We start from the raw sequence: 22,624 nt of genomic DNA, 5'->3' as shown, positions 1-22,624 counted from the left end.
GGCCTTTTAGCGGCCGCTTTCTCCTGCTTTATTCAGTTTCATCTTCTGGCATATCAATGATAATCATATCACTGCCGATCTTCTTGATATGCTGCCAGGGCACTTTGATTTCCCCTCCCTGCCGCTTCAGTCCAAACCATTTTAGCGAAGGAATGAGAAGGGCCTTGATTTGCCCGTCCTTTTCATTTATTTCAAGGTCGGTCTGGCCAAGCACTCCCAGGCGCTCGGCTTTTTTTGCATCGACGATTTCCTTCCCGCTCAGCTCACTGAGTCTCACCGCAAATCCCCCCAGTCTTTGTCCTCAATATATATTTACGGCAGGAAATTGATTTTAGAAGTATTCCAGCTTTTCGATTAATAAAAACATATGGGGAGACAAAATCGAGGTCTTCGCCGGAGGCACTAACACCCTCTATTCTGCTAAATGACATTCAGAGGGTCTTAGTCAGCTTCACTAACACCCTCTATTCTGGAAATTGACTTTCAGAGGGTGTCGGCTTCACTAGCACCCTCTATTCTAAAAAATGACTCACAGAGGGGTCTTAGTCAGCTTCACTAACACCCTCTATTCTAAAGAATGACTCACAGAGGGTCTTAGTCGGCTTCACTAGCACCCTCTATTCTAAAAAATGACTCACAGAGGGTCTTAGTCAGCTTCACTAACACCCTCTATTCTAAAGAATGACTCACAGAGGGTCTTAGTCGGCTTCACTAACACCCTCTATTCTAAAGAATGACTCACAGAGGGTCTTAGTCGGCTTCACTAACACCCTCTATTCTAAAAAATGAGTCACAGAGGGTCTTAGTCCGCCTCACTTGCAACCTCTATCCAGTTTTCTCAGAGTTCCATTTGAGCTTTAGCCGAAACATAACAAAAACCCGGCATTCACGCCGGGTTCATGTCAGTTCTATTCTTATACAAGGTTCTTCGGCAGTACTCCGTCAGGGCTGATTAATGATACAGAAAATTGGTCAGAGAAGACAGAGTTTGCCATTGCGTTAACCCCTGTTTCTGTAACTTTATCGATTTGTTCGACTATCTCATCGAGTGAGCGGTGCCTTCCGAGCAGTAGTTCGTTCTTGCCATTGCGGCTCATGCGGCTGTTGGTGCTTTCAAGGCTCAGCATCAGGCTGCCCTTCATCTGTTCCTTGCTGTTCTTCAGCTCTTTCTCGGTGATGCCGTCTCCCTTCAAGGTAGAGAGCGTATCCTGGATCGTTTCAAACAGTACATCCAGCTGCTTGGCTCCGGTGCCGCCATATATAGTGACCATACCTGTATCCTGGAAAGAAGAGTGATAAGAAAAGACAGAATAAGCCAGTCCTCTTTGTTCCCTTACATCCTGAAACAGGCGGCTGCTCATGCTCCCGCCCAGGATATTGTTCAGGATTATCAAGCTGTACATATCTTCATGCCCGACCGGAAGGCCTTCATAACCTAAGCATAAATGAGCCTGTTCCGTCTCTTTTTTCCGGGAAACACGGTTTGAATGGAAGAGAGGTTTATCCTGATTTCTTTCCTGCTTTCCGGCTTCATAGGAACCGAACAGCTTCTCCACTTCCTGGATGAATGAATCCGAGATGTTTCCGGCAATGGAGATGACGACATTTTCCGGTGTATAGGTTTCATGCATATACTCCCTGAGTGTGTCCCCTTTAAAAGTCTCGAGGGTTTCCTCAGTCCCAAGGATCGGGTAGCCTAGCGGATGGCTTTCATATATAGCTTTTCCGAGAAGATCATGGACGATGTCATCAGGTGTATCCTCATACATCTTGATTTCCTCGAGCACAACATTTTTCTCTTTATTCAATTCTTCTTCATCAAAGATGGAATTAAAGAACATATCGGCAAGTACATCAAGTGCAAATTTAGAATGTGTATCAAGGACCTTTGCATAATAGCATGTGTATTCCTTTGATGTGAAAGCATTGACCTGGCCGCCTATGCTGTCAAAGGATTCTGCTATCTCACGGGCTGTCCTTGATTTTGTCCCTTTAAAGAACATATGCTCCAGAAAATGAGAAACTCCATTATTCCCGGAATGCTCATTCCTTGATCCTGTACCGATCCAGACGCCGATCGCAACTGAACGGACTGTCGGTATATTTTCCAGAACTACTCTTACACCATTTTGGCATGTATATTTCTTAATCAAAGCAACTCCTCCTGTTCTCTATCCTGGTGCATTTAGCGCGGTTTAGTTAGTATATCTCATTATTGTTATTTTTTCCAAAATCCTGTTTTTCTTTCACTGTTTTGTCCATAATCCGCTCTTCACTCAATAATCTTGAAACTGAGGCAATTTCAAGATCTTTATCTTTGATTTGCGTAATAAGCCTGTCGAGTGACTTTGCTGTGGAATCTGTTGGATGCATCAGAATGATGGCGCCATTATGCACTTTTGGAACCACTCTGTTCAGCAGCTCTTCAGGGGAAGGCTTACGCCAGTCCACTGTATCAAGGCTCCACATGACTGTCTTCAGTTTCTTTTCAGCGGCAATCAGGACCGTTTCATCCCGGTAGCTTCCGCTCGGCGGCGCAAACCAGGTGACTTCCTGCCCGGTTACAGCTTTTATGACCTGATTGGTCTTTTCGATTTCTTCCCTTATCCGGGCCGATGACAGGGTCTTCATGTCGGGGTGGGTAAAAGAATGATTCCCCGCCTCATGACCTGCTTCTGTAATCATCTTGGCAAGCTCAGGGTTCTGCTGGACCCACCTTCCCTCAAGGAAAAAAGTCGCAGTCACCTTATGTTTCTTTAAAGTGGCAAGCATGCCCGATAAATACTCATTTCCCCACGCTACATTTATGATGAATGAAACCATCGGCTTGTCGGGATTCCCTTTATAAATAGGGGCAGGAGGCAAATCACCCAGCTTCTTTTCCGGTTCGATCTGCTTTAGCACCAATTTATCAGGATCGAATTTTCCCTCGCCCTTCATTTTTTTATAAGATGCCTCTGCGTCAACCTTTACCCCGTTATAGCCAGGTATTGCCTTCCATACCGGGTCAATCTTCGCATCCTGTGGAGCTATGTAATATTTTTCTGATTCCTTCTCTATCCTTTGATTCAGAGAATCCGGCACTGCAGTTACAGCGAGGCTGTCCATCTTTAATTGCGTTACATAATGATCTGTAAAAGGGTTATTGACCAGTATCAGCGAAATCGCACCGATCAGCAGCATACCAGCTAGTCTTTTCATTTGTTCAGCCCTCCTTCACTAATTTCTATGTGAAGGGTGGACAGGGTAGAACAGCGGCTGGAAATATACTGCTTTCCCGCACGTATAGGTGATTCTATATGTATAGAAAAAGCCAGGGATCTCCCTGGCCTCAAAATCAGGCTGCCGCCATAGCCAGCAGGAAGCTGCATTTTCTCTGCGTTCCTCGGCAAGCCGGCTAAGCCTTCATTTTATGCTAAATCGGTTGGATATTATTGCTCCTGTGCCTTTTCCTGCTTTTCGCGCTGTTCCTTAAGGACCGCTTTGCGGGAAAGGTTGACCCTGCCCTGCTTGTCAATTTCAGTTACCTTTACAAGCAGTTCGTCTCCAAGTGACAGGATGTCTTCCACTTTGCCTACACGCTCTTCGGCAAGCTCTGAAATATGGACCAGTCCGTCTTTTCCGTTGAAGATCTCAACGAATGCGCCGAACTTTTCAATTCTTTTGACCTTGCCAAGGTACATCTGGCCGACTTCAACTTCACGGACGATGTCTTCGATGATTTTCTTGGCTTTGTCGTTCATTTCCTGGTCTATAGAAGAAATGAAGACCGTACCATCCTGCTCGATATCGATTTTGACGCCGGTTTCTTCAATGATCTTATTGATCTGCTTTCCGCTTGGCCCGATAACATCGCGGATCTTGTCCGGGTTGATCGCCATCGTAAGGATCTTAGGCGCGTACCTGGAAAGCTCCTTCTTCGGCTCGGCAATTGTCGAAAGCATAGAATCAAGGATCTGCATCCGGCCCTTTTTAGCCTGCTGGAGCGCTTCTTCAAGGATCTCGCGGGAAAGCCCATCGATCTTGATATCCATCTGCAGAGCAGTTACACCCTTCGAAGTACCTGCCACCTTAAAGTCCATGTCTCCAAGATGGTCTTCCATTCCCTGGATGTCAGTAAGGATTGAGTAATGCTCACCTGACTTAATAAGACCCATCGCGATGCCTGCAACAGGAGCTTTAATAGGAACACCAGCATCCATCATCGCAAGTGTGCTCGCACAGATGCTCGCCTGGGAAGTAGAGCCGTTTGATTCAAGAACCTCTGATACAAGGCGGACCGTGTAAGGGAAATCCTTTTCATTCGGGATTACCGGTTCCAAAGCACGTTCGCCAAGGGCTCCATGGCCGATTTCACGGCGTCCGGGACCTCTCATCGGGCCTGTTTCCCCTACGCTGAAGTTAGGGAAATTATAGTGGTGCATAAAGCGTTTTTCTTCTTCGATGCCAAGGCCGTCAAGGATTTGGACATCGCCAAGTGCGCCAAGCGTACAAATGCTCAGAGCCTGGGTCTGGCCCCTTGTAAACAGCCCAGAGCCATGGGTACGCGGCAGCAGGCCGATTTCAGATGACAGCGGACGGATTACATCGAGTCCGCGGCCGTCCGGGCGGACTTTTTCTTCAGTGATCAATCTGCGGACTTCCGCTTTGACAAGCTTGTCCAGCACCTTTTTCACCTGTTTGATGGTATCCTCGTCTGCTTCCTGCTCTTCATATTGTGCCAATACAGCATCTTTCACTGTTTTAATGGCAGCTTCACGGGCATGCTTTTCCTGCACCTGGATTGCTGAAACCATATCTTTTTCAGCAGTTTCGCGAATCCGGGATTCGATGTCAGCATCTATTTCGTATAATTTGATTTCTGTTTTTTCTTTTCCAACTTCAGAAACGATCTGTTCCTGGAAGGAAATAAGGCGCTTGATTTCGTTATGTCCGAACATGATGGCTTCAAGCATCGTTTCTTCCGGCACTTCATCTGCACCGGCCTCAACCATGTTGATGGCATCCTTTGTCCCTGCAACAACAAGGTGCATATCGCTCTCATTCTGCTGCTCTACAGTTGGGTTAATGACAAACTCGCCATTGATGCGCCCTACTGTGACACCCGCAATCGGGCCGCTGAACGGGATATCAGAAGCACTTAGTGCCAAAGATGAGCCGAACATAGCGGCCATCTCGGAAGAGCAATCCTGATCAACGCTCATTACCATACTTACAACCTGAACTTCATTGCGGAAGCCGTCAGCAAATAGCGGGCGGATCGGCCTGTCGATCAGGCGGCTGGCAAGAATGGCCTTTTCACTTGGGCGGCCTTCACGTTTAATGAAGCCTCCAGGTATTTTTCCAACTGCATACAAGCGTTCTTCGTAATTGACTGTCAGCGGGAAAAAGTCAAGGTTTTTTGGCTCTTTTGATGCTGTTGCTGTACTGAGGACTGCTGTATCTCCATAACGGATCAGCGCTGCTCCATTGGCCTGCTTTGCAAGCTGCCCGATTTCCACTGTAAGCGTACGTCCGGCCCAGTCAAGGGAATAAATCTTCTTATCTTGTCCCATTGCTTATAAACCCCTCTCTGCGTGTAAACTTTTTAGAGGTTTAGCGTATTATTGTATTAGCCTAAACCATCGTAAAATTCTTTTATAAATCAAAAAAAGACATAGTTGTATTTAGTATGCACAATTTCTATGTAAAAAATCAATCTATGTATACAGAAAGCCTGCTTTTTTAATAAGCCGGCTTTCTGCAGATATCACTTAAAGACGATAAAAAAGCGGGAAAAAATCCCGCTTTCAATACTATCGGCGTAAACCAAGCTTAGTGATTAACTCACGGTAACGAGTAACATCCTTGTTACGAAGGTAAGTCAATAGGTTACGGCGTCTACCTACCATCTTAAGAAGACCGCGGCGTGAATGGTGGTCTTTCTTGTGAGTGCGTAAGTGATCGTTTAAGTTGTTGATTGATTCTGTAAGGACAGCGATTTGAACTTCTGGAGATCCAGTATCGTTCTCATGAGTTTTGTACTCATTGATCAGTTCATTTTTACGTTCTTGAGTGATTGCCATCCTGTTCACCTCCTAATGTTTATCCCCTGTCACTGAGCAAGCGTCGGTGACTCGACTTGCCAAGCAAAGGTTCTTATTTTTGGTACGTTTATAAGAATACAGCTTTTTAGGACAAAAATCAAGTTAAACCTTCATTATTTTCGAAGTAGCCGACAGCTGCGTCTTTATCCCTCGAAATTTGGGCGACCAGTTCATCTACGCCTGAGAATTTCCTCTCTGTACGCAAATAGCGGTGCCATTCAATTTCGACTTCAGAGCCGTAGATTTCCCTGCTGAAGTCAAAAAGATGGACCTCTACAGAAGGACGGTCAGCAGCAGGCTTGTTGAATGTCGGTTTATAGCCGACATTGCAGACACCTTCGATCCAGCTTCCATCAACGCACATCCGTACGGCATATACCCCTGTAGGCGGACAGATATAACTGGTACCGATGTCGATATTGGCTGTCGGGAAGCCGATTGTCCTGCCCCGCTTATCTCCATGGATGACTGTGCCGCGGGTGGTGTAATATCTGCCCAGCAGCACCGGAAGTTCCTCTGTCTGGCCTTCCCTGATCTTCTGGCGGATGTTTGTTGAGCTGATTTTCTCTGTGCCGTCGGTCAGCTTGTCGACCACCGTGTATGTAAATTCTTCCCTTGAATGGAACGGAAGGGTCTCCATAGTGCCTTTCCCCATACGGCCATAGCTGTAATCGAAACCGGCCACGACATGCCCGGCATTCAGTCCGATCAGGTATTGGTCTACAAACTCCTGTGGAAGCAGGCTGGCGAAACTGCTGCTGAATTCGACGATAAATAAATAGTCGGCGCCAAGCTTCGCTATCTCTTTGATTTTATCTTCGAGAGGCGTTATATACTCTATATGCTGCACGCTTTTCCCAAGTACGACAGAAGGGTGGGGATCAAAGGTCATGACTGCGCTCTTCAGCCCTTTTTGCTCTGCCGCTTTTTTCGCTTGAAGAATGACTTTCTGATGTCCGAGATGAACCCCGTCAAAATAACCCAGGGCCATGGACAGCCCGGGAAAATCCCTTCTGGCAAATTGATGGGGATGTTTAATTGCAATGACTTCCATTGATGATACTCACCTTTTTCTATTGCTGGATACTATGCATCGTTTCTAAGCACTTTTGCCGGCTTCATGAGGCCGGGTTTTGCCGGATGGTGGAGATAGATGGCCAGGGCTGTCCCTGCTTCAGTCTGGACAGCGATCGGGCCTGTTTCCTGCTCCAGGAAATCCGGTATTTTCAGCAGTGCTCCATTTTTAACTTTCTCTGCAACTGTATCATTAATCGTGTATTTCGGCAAATGAGAAATCCCTTCTTCGAGCGGCCTGATTTTTGCAGCCAGCTCCCCGCTTTCCTGGAGTGCTTCGATGTCTGCGAATGTCAGGCACTCTTCTTTTTCAAAGGATGCTGACCGGATTCTTTCAAGATCCGACATATGGGCAGGATAGCCCAGCGCTTCTCCGATCATTACAGCAAGCGTACGGATATAGGTTCCCTTGCTGCATTCTACCCGGAAGCGGAAAGATGGGTTCGGGCCTTCAAATTCCAGGCCCTCGCTCAGCAGCTCGATCGAGTAGATGCTGACCTTCCGGGTCGGCCTTTCAACTTCAATGCCTTTTCTGGCATATTCATAAAGCCTTTTGCCATTGACCTTTACAGCCGAATACATAGGCGGCGTCTGTGTGATTTCGCCATTTAAATCTTCCAGTACAGCCAGGATCTGCTCCCTCGAAATCTTACCGAAGACAGGTCTTTCTTCTATCTTTTCACCGGATGCATCCTCAGTTGAAGTGGAAAATCCGATTGTGACTTCCCCCTCATAGGCCTTGCCTGCATCTGTTATGTATTCCGCGACCTTGGTGGCCCTGCCAATGCAGATGGGAAGGACTCCCGTCACATCCGGATCGAGTGTGCCGGTGTGGCCGATCCTTTTCATCCTCAGGATTTTGCGGAGCCTGAACACACAATCATGGGATGTCATCCCTTTTGGTTTAAATAACGGTATGATTCCTTCCATTTACATACCCCTCCATTACTATATGTACACTGGCTGCCCAGCCTTCCTTCCCTGCAGGGCAGCCAAAAAAAGGATAGACCAGAGTCTATCCTTTCCGGAAGCTTATTCTTTATCCTGTTCTTCTTTAGATTGGCCTTCTTCCTGTATTTTATGAAGAAGGGTATCAATGCGATTTCCATAATCGATTGATTCATCAAATTCAAAGATGATTTCAGGCGTTTTGCGAAGACGGATGCGCTGTCCAATTTCTGAACGGATGAACCCTTTTGCTTTGGCAAGTCCTTTAAGCGTGTTTTCCCTTTGCTCTTCATCGCCAAGAACCGATATATATACGGTTGCCTGCTGCAGGTCTCCGGTAACAGCAACATCGGTTACAGTCACGAAGCCGATGCGGGGATCCTTGATCTTTCGTCCAATGATCTCCCCAAGCTCCTTTTTCATTTGTTCTCCAACTCTGTTTGCTCTATGGCTCATATGATCACCTCTTGTTAAAGCCACTCTATATCTGTGATTGTCCGTTCTATTTCCGGAAACGAATCAATTAGCTTGAGAGCGTTCTGCAGCTCCGCTTCAGCGGAGACACGGGCAGAGGCAACTGCCGCAACGGCAATTTTGGTCCTCTGCCACATATCCTGGAAATCGACTTCGGCAACAGACAGATTATGCCTCTGCCTGAGCCGCATGATGATCCGCTGCAGAACTGCCCTCTTTTCTTTTAAAGAATGGGCATCGTATATAATGCATTCGCAGGCTGCGAGGCCAACTATCATTAACGTTCCACTTCTTCCATGATATATGCTTCGACAACGTCGCCTTCTTTCATGTCATTGAAGTTTTTGATGGTAATTCCGCACTCATATCCCTGGCTGACTTCTTTCGCGTCATCCTTAAAGCGTTTAAGCGCATCAATTTCACCTTCAAAAACAACGACACCGTCGCGAATCAGTCGAATGCCGCTGTCACGAGTGATTTTTCCGTCTGTGACATATGATCCGGCAATCGTACCAACCTTAGAAACTTTAAATGTCTGGCGGACTTCAGCCTGGCCGATGATTTTCTCTTCAAACTCAGGGTCAAGCATGCCTTTCATGGCTGATTCGATTTCATCGATTACTTTGTAGATGATCCTGTGGAGGCGGACATCCACTTCCTCAGTATCTGCTGCACGCTTGGCATTATTATCAGGCCTTACGTTAAAGCCGATGACAATTGCATTGGAAGCAGCGGCCAGGGTAATGTCGGACTCATTGATCGCACCAACTGCAGTATGGATGATCCTGACATTGACACCTTCAACATCTATCTTATTCAAAGCAGCTGCAAGCGCCTCGGCGGAACCTTGAACATCCGCTTTGATAATGATGTTTAGATCTTTCATTTCCCCTTGTTTCATATGTTCAAACAAGTTATCAAGGCTGACGCGGGTCTTTTCGCTCCTTTGGGCCTGGATGGCCTGCTGGGAACGCACTTCTCCGACCTGGCGGGCCGTTTTCTCATCTTTGAACACGACGAAGCGGTCGCCTGCTTGCGGGACATCATTCAATCCGGTAATTTCAACCGGTGTAGAAGGACCTGCTTCTTTAACGCGGCGGCCAAGGTCATTGACCATTGCACGCACACGTCCGAATGTTGTGCCGACTACGATTGGATCGCCGACTTTCAGTGTCCCATTCTGGACAAGAAGGGTGGCGACTGAGCCCCTGCCTTTGTCAAGCTGCGCTTCAATGACCGTTCCGACTGCATTGCGGTCAGGGTTGGCTTTGTATTCTTCCACCTCGCTGACAAGGAGGATCATTTCCAGCAAGGAATCAATTCCATCTCCAGTCAGGGCTGAAAGCGGAACAAAGATTGTTTCTCCGCCCCATGCTTCAGGCACAAGTCCGTGCTCTGTCAGTTCCTGCATCACGCGGTCAGGATTGGCAGAAGGCTTATCCATCTTGTTGACGGCAACGATGATCGGCACCTCGGCTGCTTTTGCATGGTTGATTGCTTCTACAGTCTGAGGCATGACGCCGTCGTCCGCTGCAACAACCAGGATTGTAATATCCGTGATCTTTGCTCCACGAGCACGCATGGTCGTAAACGCGGCGTGACCCGGCGTATCAAGGAATGTGATCTTCTTGCCGTTATCTTCTACCTGGTAAGCGCCGATATGCTGGGTAATCCCTCCAGCTTCCCCTGCGGTCACCTTTGTATTCCTGATGCTGTCAAGAAGGGTTGTTTTACCATGGTCAACGTGGCCCATGATCGTTACAACAGAAGGCCTTTCGGTCAGTTCCGCACTTTCATCTTCTGTGAAGTAAACCTCAAGGTCCGTTGTATCGATGCGGATTTCTTCCTCGACTTCCACGCCATATTCACCGGCAATCAGCTCGATGGCATCTTTGTCAAGGTCCTGGTTGATCGTAGCCATTACGCCAAGCATAAAGAGCTTTTTAATGATCTCTGAAGGTTCGCGGTGAAGCTTTTTACCGAGCTCCGCTACTGTCAATGAGTCACTGAAAGTGATTTTAGCCGGAAGTTCTTTTTCTTTGCGGGGCTGAGGAGCATGGTTTGTATGCTGCTGCTTCCCTTTATTCTGATTGTTGCGGTTGTTGCGGTTTTTATTATTGTTGTTATTATTGCCGTTCTTGTTGCGGTTGTTGTTATTATTGCTGCGGTTATTATTGTTATTATTGTTATTGCCGCCAAAGGACTTGGGTGCATTCCCGCCGCCTGATCGGTTTGCCGGTGCAGAAGGCTTTGCCTGATCGCGGTTTCCGGTATTGCTGTTCTGGCCGCCTGAAGGTTTTGGCCGAGGCTGGCTGTTCTGCTGCGGCTTCGGAGTTCCGGCTTGATTAGGCCTTGCTGGCTTGCTGTCAGTCTTTTTGGCAAAAATTTCATCCAGCTTTTTGACAGCATCATTTTCAATCGTTGTCATATGGTTTGAAACTTCCACGTTCATGTCTTTCAATTTCGTGATAACGTCTTTGCTTGAAATATTGAATTTCTTTGCATATTCATAGACGCGCATTTTACTCATATTTTCACCCCCGGTAGAATTAATCGAGCAGCGTCAACAGTTTTTTTGCAAACCCGCTGTCAAGGACAGCCACAACTACACGTGCTTCTTTTCCGATCGCTTGACCAAGAAGGTGCCGATTTTCCACTAATTTATATGGAACGTTATAGGATTTACATTTATCTGTTACCTTTTTTGCTGTATTCGCAGATGCATCTGCTGACAGCAGCACGAGCTTCGCTTTGCCGCCTCTGATTTCTTTGACGGAGAGCTCTTCACCCGATATGATTTTGCGTGCTCGATTGGCCAAGCCAAGCAATGACATCCATTGATTTGAGTTCATCAGGATAGTCGTTTCTCCTTCTCTATGAGCTCTAAAAGCTCTTCATATATAGAATCATCCACTGTTGCATCCAGATGATTTGAGAGTATGTTTTTCTTTTGTGCTGATAAGACTGCTTCTTTATCTCTGGAAAGATAAGCTCCCCGGCCTGACTTTTTCCCGGTCAGATCCAAAGAGACCTCGCCTTCCTTAGAGCGAACGATGCGAACCAGTTCTTTTTTCGGCTTCATTTCACCGGTAGCGACACATTTACGCATGGGAACCTTTTTATTTCTGTTCACGATCATTCACCCTTTCTTACTCCCTGTCTTCATCTGCGTCATAATCAGATTCAAAATCAGCATCTTCTTCCGCAGTGAAGTCTGTATCAGTATCATAATCCGCATCATCAGCGTAATCTTCTTCATCAAAAGTAAGAAGTGACTCTTCACGAGGGAAAATGCCTGATTCACGGGCTTCAGTCTCAGATTTAATGTCGATTTTCCAGCCGGTCAGCTTGGCAGCAAGGCGCGCATTCTGCCCGCGCTTCCCGATTGCAAGCGAAAGCTGGTAATCAGGCACGATTACCGTGGTTGCCTTATCGTCTTCATTTACAATCACATCCAGCACTTTGGAAGGGCTTAATGCATTTGCCACAAAAACAACCGGATCCGGCGACCATTTGACTATGTCGATCTTCTCGCCTTTCAGCTCATTGACGACTGCCTGTACGCGCGTGCCTTTTGGGCCTACACATGATCCCACAGGGTCCACTTCGCTGTTGTCGGCATGAACCGAAATCTTGGAACGGTCTCCCGCTTCCCTTGAAACAGATTTGATCTCTACAGTGCCGTCATAAATTTCCGGCACTTCAATTTCAAACAGCCGTTTCAATAAGCCGGGATGCGTCCGGGAAACAAAGATTTGCGGCCCTTTAGTCGTTTTTTCAACTTTCGTGATAAAGACCTTGATCCTGTCATGAGGCTTATATTGCTCATTAGGCATCTGCTCATTGGCTGGAAGGATGGCTTCAATCTTGCCGAGGCTGACGTAAATGAACTTAGGGTCCTGCCTCTGGACGATCCCGGTCATGATGTCTTCTTCGCGGTCGATGAATTCTGAATAGATGATCCCGCGCTCTGCCTCGCGGACACGCTGTGTCACAACCTGCTTGGCAGTCTGTGCAGCTATGCGGCCGAAGTCCTTCGGAGTGACCTCCAGTTCAACCACATCTTCAACCTGATAATTCGGGTTGATGCCCTTCGCTTCATCAAGGCTGATCTCAAGGCGCGGGTCAAAGACCTGCTCTACTACTTCCTTGCGGGCAAAAACCCTCATCGTTCCGCTTCCAAGGTTCAAATCGATGCGGACATTTTGTGCCTGGTTAAAATTGCGGCGGTAGGCTGAAATCAAAGCTGCTTCGATAGCCTCGATAATGATATCACGAGAAATTCCTTTTTCTTTTTCCAGCAACGTCAGAGCATCCAGCAATTCACTGCTCATGAGATTGTATCCCCCTTTAATCTCCTAAATCTCGTTTCTTCCTTATGAGAAAGTAACTGCCAAACGGGCATTGGCCACTTTTTCAAGAGGAATGGAAATTGTTTTTATTCTTGTTTTGACCCTGACTTCCACAGTCACTGTTTCACCATCAAATTGAGTGAGCTTACCTTCAAACGTTTTTTCGCCATCTATTGGTTCATACGTTTTAATGAGGACATTTTTTCCGACTGCACTTTTATAGTCCTTCTCTTTTTTCAGAGGGCGTTCAGCACCCGGCGATGAGACTTCCAGGAAATAGTTATAAGGAATAGGATCGAGTTCGTCGAGCTTTTCGCTGAGCCTTTCGCTGACAAGGCCGCATTCTTCAATGTCGACACCCTGCTCCTTATCAATAAATACGCGAAGGAACCACTCTTTTCCTTCTTTTACATATTCAATATCAACCAGCTCCAGATTAAGTTCATCCACGATAGGGGTGACCAGCTCTTCGACGGTTTCAGTCACTTTGCTCATAATTTCCCTCCTTTGGTGTTAAGGCATCCTTAAACCCGTATGTACAATCCCGGGATGCTCAGGCCCATGCCTGTAAAAAGCATGACCCCGGCATTTTAAAGAGACCCCCCTCTAAGGGGGGGCTCTCAGCCGGAACATGCTTCTTTCACAGAGCAGATGCCTGCAGAAGCGTTCAGAAATTAGCGTACACAACACGAAAGAGTGGGTTGCCCCACTCTTTTTCGAGAGTTATCCTTAGTATTTCCAATAAAACTATACCATATCCAAATTTTTTATGCAAATGGGACAGCGGCGGCAGCAAGGGGCCGCCATGCCCGCGGAACACTGCAGCCAAACTCCTGATTCAGAATAACGACAGCTGGTTTTGATCAGGGAGCGACTCCAGGCAGCCATGGTTATCCAGGTATTCAAGGATTGTCTTTGATATCCTTCCCCTTTGCTGGAGGTCTTCTTTAGAAAGGAACTCCCCTTCTCCCCTTGCTCTTACAATATTAAGGGCTGCATTCGTACCCAGCCCAGGGATGCTATTGAATGGAGGGATGAGAGAATCACCGTCGATGATGAAATCAGTTGCATCGGAACGATACAGGTCCACTTTACTGAATTTATAGCCGCGTTCGTTCATTTCAAGAGCGAGTTCCATAACCGTAAGAAGGTTCTTTTCCTTCGGCGAGGCATCAAGACCCTTTGCGCTGATCTCCTCTATCTTCGCCCGGATGGCCTGGGATCCGCGGACCATTGCTTCTACATCAAAATCTTCAGCCCTGACTGTAAAGTAGGCAGCATAGTAAAGGAGCGCATGGTGGACTTTGAAATAAGCGATCCTGACAGCCATCAGTACGTAGGCGGCAGCATGTGCTTTCGGGAACATATATTTAATCTTTTTACAAGAATCAATATACCATTCCGGCACTTCATTTTTCCTCATTTCTTCTTCCATTTCATCAGAGAGTCCCTTTCCTTTACGGACTGACTCCATGATTTTAAAGGCAAAGGCAGGCTCAAGCCCCTGATAGATCAAATAGACCATGATGTCATCACGGCACCCGATTACCTCACTCAGGGTACAGATGCTGTTATGGATAAGCTCCTGGGCATTGCCGAGCCATACATCCGTACCATGCGACAGGCCGGAAATCTGGACAAGCTCGGAGAAAGTGGTCGGCTTTGTGTCCTCAAGCATCTGGCGGACAAAGCGCGTACCGAATTCCGGTATGCCGAGCGTCCCTGTTTTACACATGATCTGATCTTGAGTGACGCCCAATGATTCAGTCCCGGAGAAAATCTTCATAACCTCAGGATCATCAGTCGGTATCGTCTTCGGATCGATCCCGCTCAGATCCTGCAGCATCCTGATGACAGTCGGATCATCATGGCCGAGTATATCGAGCTTCAGCAGATTATCATGGATGGAATGGAAATCAAAATGGGTTGTTTTCCATTCTGATGTTTTATCATCGGCCGGAAACTGGATCGGCGAGAAATCAAAAATATCCATATAGTCAGGGACAACGATAATCCCCCCCGGGTGCTGGCCGGTCGTTCTTTTTACACCTGTGCATCCTGATGCAAGGCGATCAATTTCTGCCCCGCGGATCTGCAGGTTGTTATCCTGCTGATATGCCTTGACATAGCCGTAGGCCGTTTTATCTGCTACCGTTCCGATCGTTCCCGCACGATAGACATTGTCTTCGCCGAACAGTACCTTCGTATAATTATGGGCCCTTGGCTGGTATTCACCCGAGAAGTTCAAGTCGATATCAGGGACTTTGTCCCCTTTGAATCCAAGGAAGGTTTCAAACGGGATATCATGGCCGTCCTTGCGGTAGGGAATCCCGCAAGTTGGGCAGTCTTTGTCAGGCAGGTCAAAGCCCGATCCGACAGAGCCGTCATTAAAGAACTCGGACTGCTTGCAGGCCGGACAGACATAATGCGGCGGCAGCGGGTTCACTTCTGTAATTTCCGTCATGGTTGCGACAAAGGAAGAACCGACCGATCCCCTCGAACCAACGAGGTAACCATCATTCAGCGATTTTTTTACGAGCTTATGAGAGATCAGATAAATGACGGCAAATCCATGGCCGATGATGCTCTTAAGCTCTTTCTCAAGCCTGGCCTCAACGATTTCCGGCAGTTCATCTCCATAAATATGCCTTGCCATGTCATAGCTCATATTCCGCATTTCTTCATCGGCACCCTCGATTTTCGGAGTGTAAAGATCATCCTTGATCGGTTTGATGGAATCTATCATATCCGCTACTTTATTCGTGTTAGCCACTACGATTTCCTTTGCCTTTTCCTTTCCGAGGAAGGAGAAGGCATCCAGCATCTCATTGGTCGTCCGGAAATGGACATCCGGGAGCTGGTGCCGGTTCAGCGGATTGGCGCCGCCCTGTGAATTAATCAGGATTTTCCTGTATATTTTGTCAACAGGATTCAAGTAATGGACATTCCCGGTAGCTGCGACAGGGAGATCAAGCTTCTCGCCAAGTTTCACGATGTTGGAAATGATCTCTTCCAGTGCTTTTTCATCCCTGACCAGCTCCATTTCGAGCAGGTGTGCATACACAGCTTTAGGATGAACTTCAAGATAATCGTAAAAAGAGGCCAATTCTTCAGCTACTTCCGGCCCCTTCTGCATCATCGCTTCAAAAACCTCGCCGCGGTCGCAGCCGGAGCCGACAAGGATTCCTTCCCTGTACTTCTCAAGCAGTGATCTGGGAACCCTCGGGACACGGTAAAAATAATTCATATGTGAAATGGAGACAAGTTTAAATAAGTTCTTCAGGCCTGCCTCTGTTTGTGCGAGCAGGGTGCAATGGTAAGGACGCGCCCTTTGATAGGCATTGCCTTTGCCCATATTGTCATTAAGCTGATTATGATAATCAATTCCTTTTTGCATAACTTCTTTCAGCATCTTGATCAGCAGGTACCCTGTGGCTTCGGCATCATAGATGGCCCGGTGATGCTGTGTTAGCTCTACATCGAATTTTTTTGCCAGGGTGTTCAGGCGGTGGTTCTTCATCTCAGGAAGCAGGAACCTGGCAAGCTCTAATGTGTCAATGACAGGGTTGGCAGCTTTGCCGAGACCATATCTTTTATACCCTGTATTCAGGAAGCCCATATCAAATGAAGCATTATGCGCAACCAGGATATCATTTTGGGACCATTCTTTAAACCTGCGGAGCACCTCTTCTACCTCTGGGGCATTCCTGACATCGTCATCAGTGATGCCTGTTAAATTTATTGTTGTCGCTGACAATGGATGATGCGGGTTGGCAAATGACTCAAACCTGTCGATGATTTCACCGTCATGTATTTTGACAGCCGCAAGCTCGATGATCGTATCATAAACAGCGGAAAGCCCTGTTGTTTCCACGTCAAAGACGATATACGTACCTTCTGCCAGGTGGATCGGGGCAGAATTATAGGCAATCGGAACGCCGTCATCAATCAGATTGATTTCGACTCCGTAAAGGATTTTAATATCATTTTTCTTTCCTGCACCAAATGCCTCCGGGAATGACTGCGCCACGGCATGGTCTGTAATGGCAATCGCCTTGTGGCCCCATTTCTTTGCCTGTGACACTAGCGCGCTTACAGATGATACTGCGTCCATCTGGCTCATAGGGGTATGAAGATGAAGCTCGACCCGCTTCTCATCTTCCGGTGCAGTGTCTTTTCTCAAGACCGGCTTGATTTCATTAATGTCGTTTCCGATCATGACCAGGTCGCGAACAAATGTATCGTTTTGGATGCTGCCGCGAACCTTTACCCACATGCCTTTTTGGACATGCTGATACAGAGCTGCATCCTCTTTGTCGCGCGAGAACATTTTGACCATGATGGAGCTTGTGTAGTCGGTGACCTTGAACGTCAGCAAAGTCCTTCCGCTGCGGAGCTCTTTAGTTTCTGCGGCAAAAATAAAGCCTTCAACCGCAACCCTGCGCTCTTCATCGACAATTTCCTCAAGACGCCTGAAGTCTGCATCGTCCTTGATGGTAAGGCCGATAGAAAGCGGACCCTGCAATTCCCCGGAGCCTGAATCGCCTTCGGCTTCTTTTTTCTGCATTTCAATCATTGCCTGGCGTCCCCGTTCCTGATCTTCCTGCTGCTTTGCCTTCAGGAACTGCTCATATTCAGCATTGGATGTGGAATCGGAGTTTATCTCTGTGTCGATTGTCAGCATAGGGAAACCGAACGTCTGGAAGACATTCGCTATCATGCCGGCATACTTGCGCTTGATCGCCAGCCCTTCCATTTCATTGCGGACGTTCAATATGACTTTTGCTCCCTGAACCTTCGGCGTCTGTTCGTTCAGAAGCTTGATCAGAGGAGGCGATATGCCCTCGATTTCCTGAATGCAGCTTTTCCAGTAATCCAGGAGAAGCTCTTCTGTGAAGTTCTGGTCTGCGACCTCAATAGTAAATGAAGTATTGGCTATATGTGAAAAGGTTTTTTCCAGCTGGACAGAGAACCGGCTGAAAACACTGCATGGCAGGATGCTGTCAAACTGGAAGTAGAAATGCCATTTTTTTGCTTGCTTTTCTATTACTACTTTGTCTATTTGGGCATTTTCAAAATGCTTTACAAAGGCATCTTCTGTGAGTTGAAGCTGCTGGAGCAAGAGGTGGAATCGCTCTTTTTTGCCTGTGGCATCGCTCATCGTTCTCTCTCCTATCCTTAAAATCTATTTTCTTTATTTGATTGTTTTGTATTAGAAACATTAGTCATTATACCATAAAGAGGGGGTGTGTTTTGAAAAAGAAATAGTGTGAAAAAGAAGTTGGATCTGATTTGGCATGCCTACTTTTTAAAGTGTTTACATTATCTATCAGAGCAATGAAATCTAACCCCTGGAGTAATCTGGTTGTTATTCGCAGAAAAATGTCTGCTGTATATGAGTCTGTTGATTTCCGTTCCAGACACTTCGCTTTCCGCGGGGCGACGCTGAGCCTCCTCACGCTTGCGCGTTGCGGGGTCTCAGCCTTGCCGCTATTTCCCACAGGAGTCTTCGTGCCTTCCACTGCAATCAACGGGTCTTTGAACTTTTTATGCGGATGAACTTTCTAACAACCAGATTCCTCTGTCTCTATTTCAACAAATTGTTTCGGGTATTAAACGGGCTGTTGATTTCCGTTCCAGGCACTTCGCTTTCCGCGGGGCGACGCTGAGCCTCCTCACGCTTGCGCGTTGCGGGGTCTCAGCCTTGCCGCTATTTCCCACAGGAGTCTTCGTGCCTTCCACTGCAATCAACAGGGTCTTTGAACTTTTTATGCGTATTAAATTTCTAAAGCCAACTTCCTCTGCTCAATTCCTGCAAATTGTTCCTGCTGTTATATGTGGTGTTGATTTGCGTTGCAGGCACTTCGATTTCCGTGGGGCGGAGTTGAGCCTCCTCGCGCTTGCGCGCTGCGGGTCTCAACTTTTCCGCTATATCCCACAGGAGTCTTCGTGCCTTCCACTGCAATCAACAGGCTTATAAACTTTCTGAGGTTTTTTAAAAGGCTCTTTTCGCACAGATTGCTGCTATCTTGTCATCCTTATAAGACATGATAAAATACCTCTTCAGGAGGCGTTTTTTTCCCGCCCTGTCATAAAAGAGCTGGCCTTTCCGGACCTGATTGAGGGAATCATTGACAGGTTGAAAATAAGCGGAGAAATTCCCCCTAATTTCAAAAAGGCTTCAAAAACAGCTCAAATAGACGGAGAATTTCCGTCTATCGACTCAAAAAATAGGAAAATGTGCAACTTCGCTCCGTTTTACCGGAAATTCTCCCCTTATTTACACCCACCCGTGCCTTATTCAGCAGTCTAACCGGAAAATTTCCGCTTATTCAAAGGCTTCCTGGCCACTCAAATCAGGATATAATACCACAAGGTTAAATCGTATATGAATATAATTAAAATCAACAATCCTTACGAATAAAGCCCTAAACTAAAATACCAACACCAAAGTCTTCCCCAAATTAAAACGGACCCCGCAATGGGATCCGTTTTTAGTCGATGATTACTTTTGTGATGTAAGGATGGAAGCGATATGCTCGGGAAGCTGGTCTTTGTGGATTTCTTCCATTTCGCCTGTGCTTCTGACTTTTACTTCGACGATGCCTTCGGAGGCTTTTTTGCCGGCTGTTACTCTGACTGGAAGTCCGATGAGGTCGGCGTCGGCAAATTTCACACCGGCTCTTTCGGGTCTGTCGTCAAAGAGGACTTCGTAGCCTTTGCTGCGCAGTTCTTTGTAAAGTTCTTCTCCGAGGCCTGCCTGGGCTTCGTCCTTCATGTTTACGGCAATGACATGGATTTTTAAAGGTGCAAGGTCTGCAGGCCATGTGAATCCTTTGTCGTCATTGTACTGCTCAGCGATCGCTGCAAGGATACGGGATACGCCGATTCCGTAGCAGCCCATGATCATCGGCTGTGTACGGCCGTTTTCGTCAAGGTAAACGGCATTCATCGCTTCACTGTAGCGTGTGCCAAGTTTAAAGACATGGCCGACTTCAATGCCCTTCGCAAAAAGGATTTTGCCGTTTCCATCCGGAGAAAGGTCTCCTTCCTGGATGAAGCGGAGATCGGCAAACTGAGACACTTCAAAATCGCGTCCGGCGTTGACATTGATATAGTGGAATCCTTCTTCATTCGCACCGCATACGCCGTTCACTACTGCTTCTACAGCATGGTCTGCAACAATTTCAACATCTTTAGCGCCGATTGGGCCCAATGAGCCTACAGAACAGCCAAGGATGCTGCGCGTTTCTTCCGGAGAAGCCAATTCAGCCGATGCAGCCGAGAAGAGGTTCTTCAGTTTAATATCGTTTACCTCGTGGTCACCGCGGACAAGCACCAGTACATATTTGTCATCCACCTTGAAAAGAAGTGATTTGATGCAATCCGCGCTGGAAACATTCAAGAATGAAGAAACTTCCTCAATCGATCTTTGATTTTCAGTCTGGACTTTTTCCAATTCATTTGGAGCAGCATCACTTTTCGAATAATTGCTGATGACTGGAGCCATTTCAATATTGGCAGCATAATCCGAAGAATCGGAATAAGCGATCGTATCTTCCCCGATATCGGAAAGCACCATGAATTCATGGGTATCTTTTCCGCCCATCGCGCCTGAATCAGCTATGACTGCCCTGAAGTTCAGACCGCAGCGTGTAAAGATATTGGAGTAGGCTGTAAAGAGCCTGCTGTATACTTCATCAAGGCTTTCCTGTGAAGAATGGAAAGAGTACGCATCTTTCATGATGAATTCGCGCCCTCGCAGAATTCCGAAACGCGGCCTCTGTTCGTCCCTGAATTTCGTCTGGATCTGATACAGCGTCATTGGCAGTCTTTTATATGACTTCACTTCGTCACGGACCAGGCTGGTGATTACTTCTTCATGAGTTGCACCCAAAGCGAACTCCCGGTCATTACGATCTTTTAATCTCATGAGCTCCGGCCCGTATGTATACCATCTTCCTGATTCCTGCCACAGCTCAGCCTGCTGGAGCGCCGGCATCAGCAGTTCGCTCGCCCCTGCATCATCCATCTCTTCCCGGACGATGGCTTCAATTTTCTGCAGCACTTTGCGCGCCATTGGCAGATAGCTGTACACACCCGCTGCGTTCTGGCGGATGAATCCTGCCCTGAGGAGAAGCTGGTGGCTTCTGACCTCGGCATCTGCCGGTACTTCTCTTAAAGTTGGAATAAGTGTCATGCTTTGCTTCATTATCAGCACCTCTTCGTTTCATATATTAATTCTTAATCAGGGTAAGGGCTTGTCCCGTTTCCCGGGTATCCGGAGAAAAAACTGGGCTATCGCCGGTTCTGGAGATAGCCGCAGATGTTTATTCATTTTATTCTATTGCAGGAAGAAACGCTGGATATCATTCCATGTGACAACAAGCATCAGCAGCATAAGGAGGGCGAATCCGATAAAATGGACCATCCCTTCTTTGTTGCGGTCGATCGGCTTGCCCCGCAATGCTTCCACTGCAAAGAACATGAGCCTTCCGCCATCAAGCGCCGGAATCGGCAATAGATTCATGATTCCAAGGTTGATGCTAAGGATCCCAGCCCATTTCATCAGATAATAAATGCCTGATTTAGCCACTGTATCTGTAGACACATAGATGCCGACAGGGCCTGATAAAGCATCGATGGAGAATTGGCCTGTGACAAGTTTCCCAAGCATGACGAAGATCTCCTTCGTCCATGTGTATGTTTCCTCTGCGCCATAAGCAATGGCTTTCAGAGGAGACTTCTCCATCGGGCTGTATACGCCGATTATGCCAATGGTTTCTTTGCCTTTTTCCCCTTCAACTTCCCTTGCCTCAGGGGTTACCGGTATTTCAAGTTCTTCTCCATCACGATTCAGGATGAAATCAAGTTCTTTTTCCGGACTCTGCTGGATGATTTCCACTACATCGTTCCAGCTTGAGATTTCAGCGCCATTGATGCTCTGAACCTGATCTCCTTCAAGGAGGCCTGATTCCTTGGCAGCTCCGTCGGGCGTCAGCCGGCCAAGCTCAGGTTCGTTTGTCGGCATCCCCTGAAGAAGGCCGATCAGTACAAAGACAACAAATGCAAGGATGAAGTTCATCATCGGTCCCGCAAATATGGCCATTGTCCTCTGCCCGAGCGTTTTGGAAGCAAACTGCCTGTCATACGGGGCAATGAGTGTTTCCACACCGTCCTCAACAAGGAGAGCATCCTTGTTGACCGGATATGAAACAAGCCTTTCTTCCTCTTCACCCTCGGCGTAACCGCGGATGACAAGATCATGCTCGATGTCGGCATATTCCACTTCGACCGGCCTTGCATCCGGATATTTATCTTTATTGTTAAGAATGATTTTGCTGACCCGCTCGTCACTATCCAAAATCAAACCAACACGATAGCCCGGCTTGATTTCCACCATTTCAGGATCTTCCCCTGCCATCCTGACAAATCCCCCAATTGGAAGCAGACGGATGGTGTAGACAGTTTCTCCTTTTTTATGGGAGAAGACCTTCGGGCCGAAACCTATGGCAAATTCCCGGCAAAGGATGCCGGCTCTTTTGGCGAATACAAAGTGCCCCAACTCATGGAAAAAAACAAGGGCTCCAAAAATGATAATAAAGGCTATCACAGTATTCAAAAATATAACCACCTTTTTTTTAGAGGTTGTTCAGTGTCACCCTCCACTTTCCTGGACTGAACACCAGC

17 protein-coding genes are annotated in these 22,624 nt (G+C 47.2%); all 17 read right to left on the bottom strand.

The window, feature by feature from the left end:
* Positions 1 to 28: 28 nt before the first annotated feature.
* Positions 29 to 277: a YlmC/YmxH family sporulation protein gene (locus AC4E8B_RS10035; RefSeq protein WP_490218649.1), complete on the bottom strand. Its 249-nt coding sequence runs from the start codon at positions 275 to 277 to the stop codon at positions 29 to 31.
* Between the two features lie 637 nt (positions 278 to 914).
* Positions 915 to 2,153 (bottom strand): M16 family metallopeptidase, encoded by a 1,239-nt coding sequence (locus tag AC4E8B_RS10030; protein ID WP_490218647.1) that lies wholly within the window; start codon positions 2,151 to 2,153, stop codon positions 915 to 917.
* A 46-nt stretch (positions 2,154 to 2,199) separates the two neighbouring features.
* On the bottom strand, positions 2,200 to 3,201 hold the full coding sequence (locus AC4E8B_RS10025; protein WP_490218645.1) for a polysaccharide deacetylase family protein: 1,002 nt from the start codon (positions 3,199 to 3,201) through the stop codon (positions 2,200 to 2,202).
* 230 nt (positions 3,202 to 3,431) lie between these two features.
* Positions 3,432 to 5,555, bottom strand: a complete 2,124-nt coding sequence (pnp, locus tag AC4E8B_RS10020; RefSeq protein WP_490218643.1) for a polyribonucleotide nucleotidyltransferase — start codon at positions 5,553 to 5,555, stop codon at positions 3,432 to 3,434.
* Positions 5,556 to 5,795: 240 nt separating this feature from the next.
* Positions 5,796 to 6,065: a 30S ribosomal protein S15 gene (rpsO, locus tag AC4E8B_RS10015; RefSeq protein WP_009795996.1), complete on the bottom strand. Its 270-nt coding sequence runs from the start codon at positions 6,063 to 6,065 to the stop codon at positions 5,796 to 5,798.
* A gap of 118 nt (positions 6,066 to 6,183) precedes the next feature.
* Positions 6,184 to 7,140, bottom strand: coding sequence for a bifunctional riboflavin kinase/FAD synthetase (gene ribF, locus AC4E8B_RS10010; protein ID WP_490218641.1), 957 nt, complete (start codon positions 7,138 to 7,140; stop codon positions 6,184 to 6,186).
* Between the two features lie 32 nt (positions 7,141 to 7,172).
* Entirely contained in the window at positions 7,173 to 8,090 is a 918-nt protein-coding gene (truB, locus tag AC4E8B_RS10005; RefSeq protein ID WP_490218639.1) for a tRNA pseudouridine(55) synthase TruB, read from the bottom strand.
* Between the two features lie 102 nt (positions 8,091 to 8,192).
* Entirely contained in the window at positions 8,193 to 8,564 is a 372-nt protein-coding gene (gene rbfA, locus AC4E8B_RS10000; protein WP_224903554.1) for a 30S ribosome-binding factor RbfA, read from the bottom strand.
* A 14-nt stretch (positions 8,565 to 8,578) separates the two neighbouring features.
* Complete coding sequence (locus AC4E8B_RS09995; RefSeq protein ID WP_490218637.1) at positions 8,579 to 8,860, bottom strand: DUF503 domain-containing protein; 282 nt, start codon at positions 8,858 to 8,860, stop codon at positions 8,579 to 8,581.
* Positions 8,860 to 11,112: a translation initiation factor IF-2 gene (gene infB, locus AC4E8B_RS09990; protein WP_490218636.1), complete on the bottom strand. Its 2,253-nt coding sequence runs from the start codon at positions 11,110 to 11,112 to the stop codon at positions 8,860 to 8,862. The genes AC4E8B_RS09995 and infB overlap by 1 nt, the downstream gene beginning before the upstream one ends.
* A 19-nt stretch (positions 11,113 to 11,131) precedes the next feature.
* Complete coding sequence (locus AC4E8B_RS09985) at positions 11,132 to 11,434, bottom strand: YlxQ family RNA-binding protein (protein ID WP_490218634.1); 303 nt, start codon at positions 11,432 to 11,434, stop codon at positions 11,132 to 11,134.
* Complete coding sequence (rnpM, locus tag AC4E8B_RS09980) at positions 11,434 to 11,715, bottom strand: RNase P modulator RnpM (RefSeq protein ID WP_490218632.1); 282 nt, start codon at positions 11,713 to 11,715, stop codon at positions 11,434 to 11,436. Before rnpM ends, AC4E8B_RS09985 begins: the two co-directional genes overlap by 1 nt.
* Positions 11,716 to 11,731: 16 nt before the next feature.
* Entirely contained in the window at positions 11,732 to 12,916 is a 1,185-nt protein-coding gene (gene nusA, locus AC4E8B_RS09975) for a transcription termination factor NusA (protein ID WP_490218630.1), read from the bottom strand.
* A gap of 42 nt (positions 12,917 to 12,958) precedes the next feature.
* Positions 12,959 to 13,432: a ribosome maturation factor RimP gene (gene rimP / locus AC4E8B_RS09970; protein WP_490219606.1), complete on the bottom strand. Its 474-nt coding sequence runs from the start codon at positions 13,430 to 13,432 to the stop codon at positions 12,959 to 12,961.
* A gap of 340 nt (positions 13,433 to 13,772) precedes the next feature.
* The gene (locus AC4E8B_RS09965) at positions 13,773 to 18,095 is read right to left on the bottom strand and encodes a PolC-type DNA polymerase III (protein WP_490218628.1); all 4,323 of its coding nucleotides are present in this window, start codon (positions 18,093 to 18,095) and stop codon (positions 13,773 to 13,775) included.
* A gap of 1,344 nt (positions 18,096 to 19,439) precedes the next feature.
* Positions 19,440 to 21,146, bottom strand: coding sequence for a proline--tRNA ligase (locus AC4E8B_RS09960; RefSeq protein ID WP_490218626.1), 1,707 nt, complete (start codon positions 21,144 to 21,146; stop codon positions 19,440 to 19,442).
* A 132-nt stretch (positions 21,147 to 21,278) separates the two neighbouring features.
* Positions 21,279 to 22,556: an RIP metalloprotease RseP gene (gene rseP / locus AC4E8B_RS09955; protein ID WP_490218624.1), complete on the bottom strand. Its 1,278-nt coding sequence runs from the start codon at positions 22,554 to 22,556 to the stop codon at positions 21,279 to 21,281.
* Positions 22,557 to 22,624: the final 68 nt, after the last annotated feature.

The organism is Bacillus sp. SRL543 (genome assembly GCF_984799205.1).
This window is presented reverse-complemented; position numbering and strand designations above follow the sequence as displayed.

Bases quoted from the DNA above. Each gene is read 5' to 3' on its own strand.
- AC4E8B_RS09965 (WP_490218628.1), bottom strand. From the start codon at position 18,095: ATGAGCGATGCCACAGGCAAAAAAGAGCGATTCCACCTCTTGCTCCAG.
- ribF (WP_490218641.1), bottom strand. From the start codon at position 7,140: ATGGAAGTCATTGCAATTAAACATCCCCATCAATTTGCCAGAAGGGAT.
- infB (WP_490218636.1), bottom strand. From the start codon at position 11,112: ATGAGTAAAATGCGCGTCTATGAATATGCAAAGAAATTCAATATTTCA.
- nusA (WP_490218630.1), bottom strand. From the start codon at position 12,916: ATGAGCAGTGAATTGCTGGATGCTCTGACGTTGCTGGAAAAAGAAAAA.
- rpsO (WP_009795996.1), bottom strand. From the start codon at position 6,065: ATGGCAATCACTCAAGAACGTAAAAATGAACTGATCAATGAGTACAAA.
- truB (WP_490218639.1), bottom strand. From the start codon at position 8,090: ATGGAAGGAATCATACCGTTATTTAAACCAAAAGGGATGACATCCCAT.
- rbfA (WP_224903554.1), bottom strand. From the start codon at position 8,564: ATGAGCCATAGAGCAAACAGAGTTGGAGAACAAATGAAAAAGGAGCTT.
- AC4E8B_RS09985 (WP_490218634.1), bottom strand. From the start codon at position 11,434: ATGAACTCAAATCAATGGATGTCATTGCTTGGCTTGGCCAATCGAGCA.
- AC4E8B_RS09960 (WP_490218626.1), bottom strand. From the start codon at position 21,146: ATGAAGCAAAGCATGACACTTATTCCAACTTTAAGAGAAGTACCGGCA.
- pnp (WP_490218643.1), bottom strand. From the start codon at position 5,555: ATGGGACAAGATAAGAAGATTTATTCCCTTGACTGGGCCGGACGTACG.
- AC4E8B_RS09995 (WP_490218637.1), bottom strand. From the start codon at position 8,860: ATGATAGTTGGCCTCGCAGCCTGCGAATGCATTATATACGATGCCCAT.
- AC4E8B_RS10025 (WP_490218645.1), bottom strand. From the start codon at position 3,201: ATGAAAAGACTAGCTGGTATGCTGCTGATCGGTGCGATTTCGCTGATA.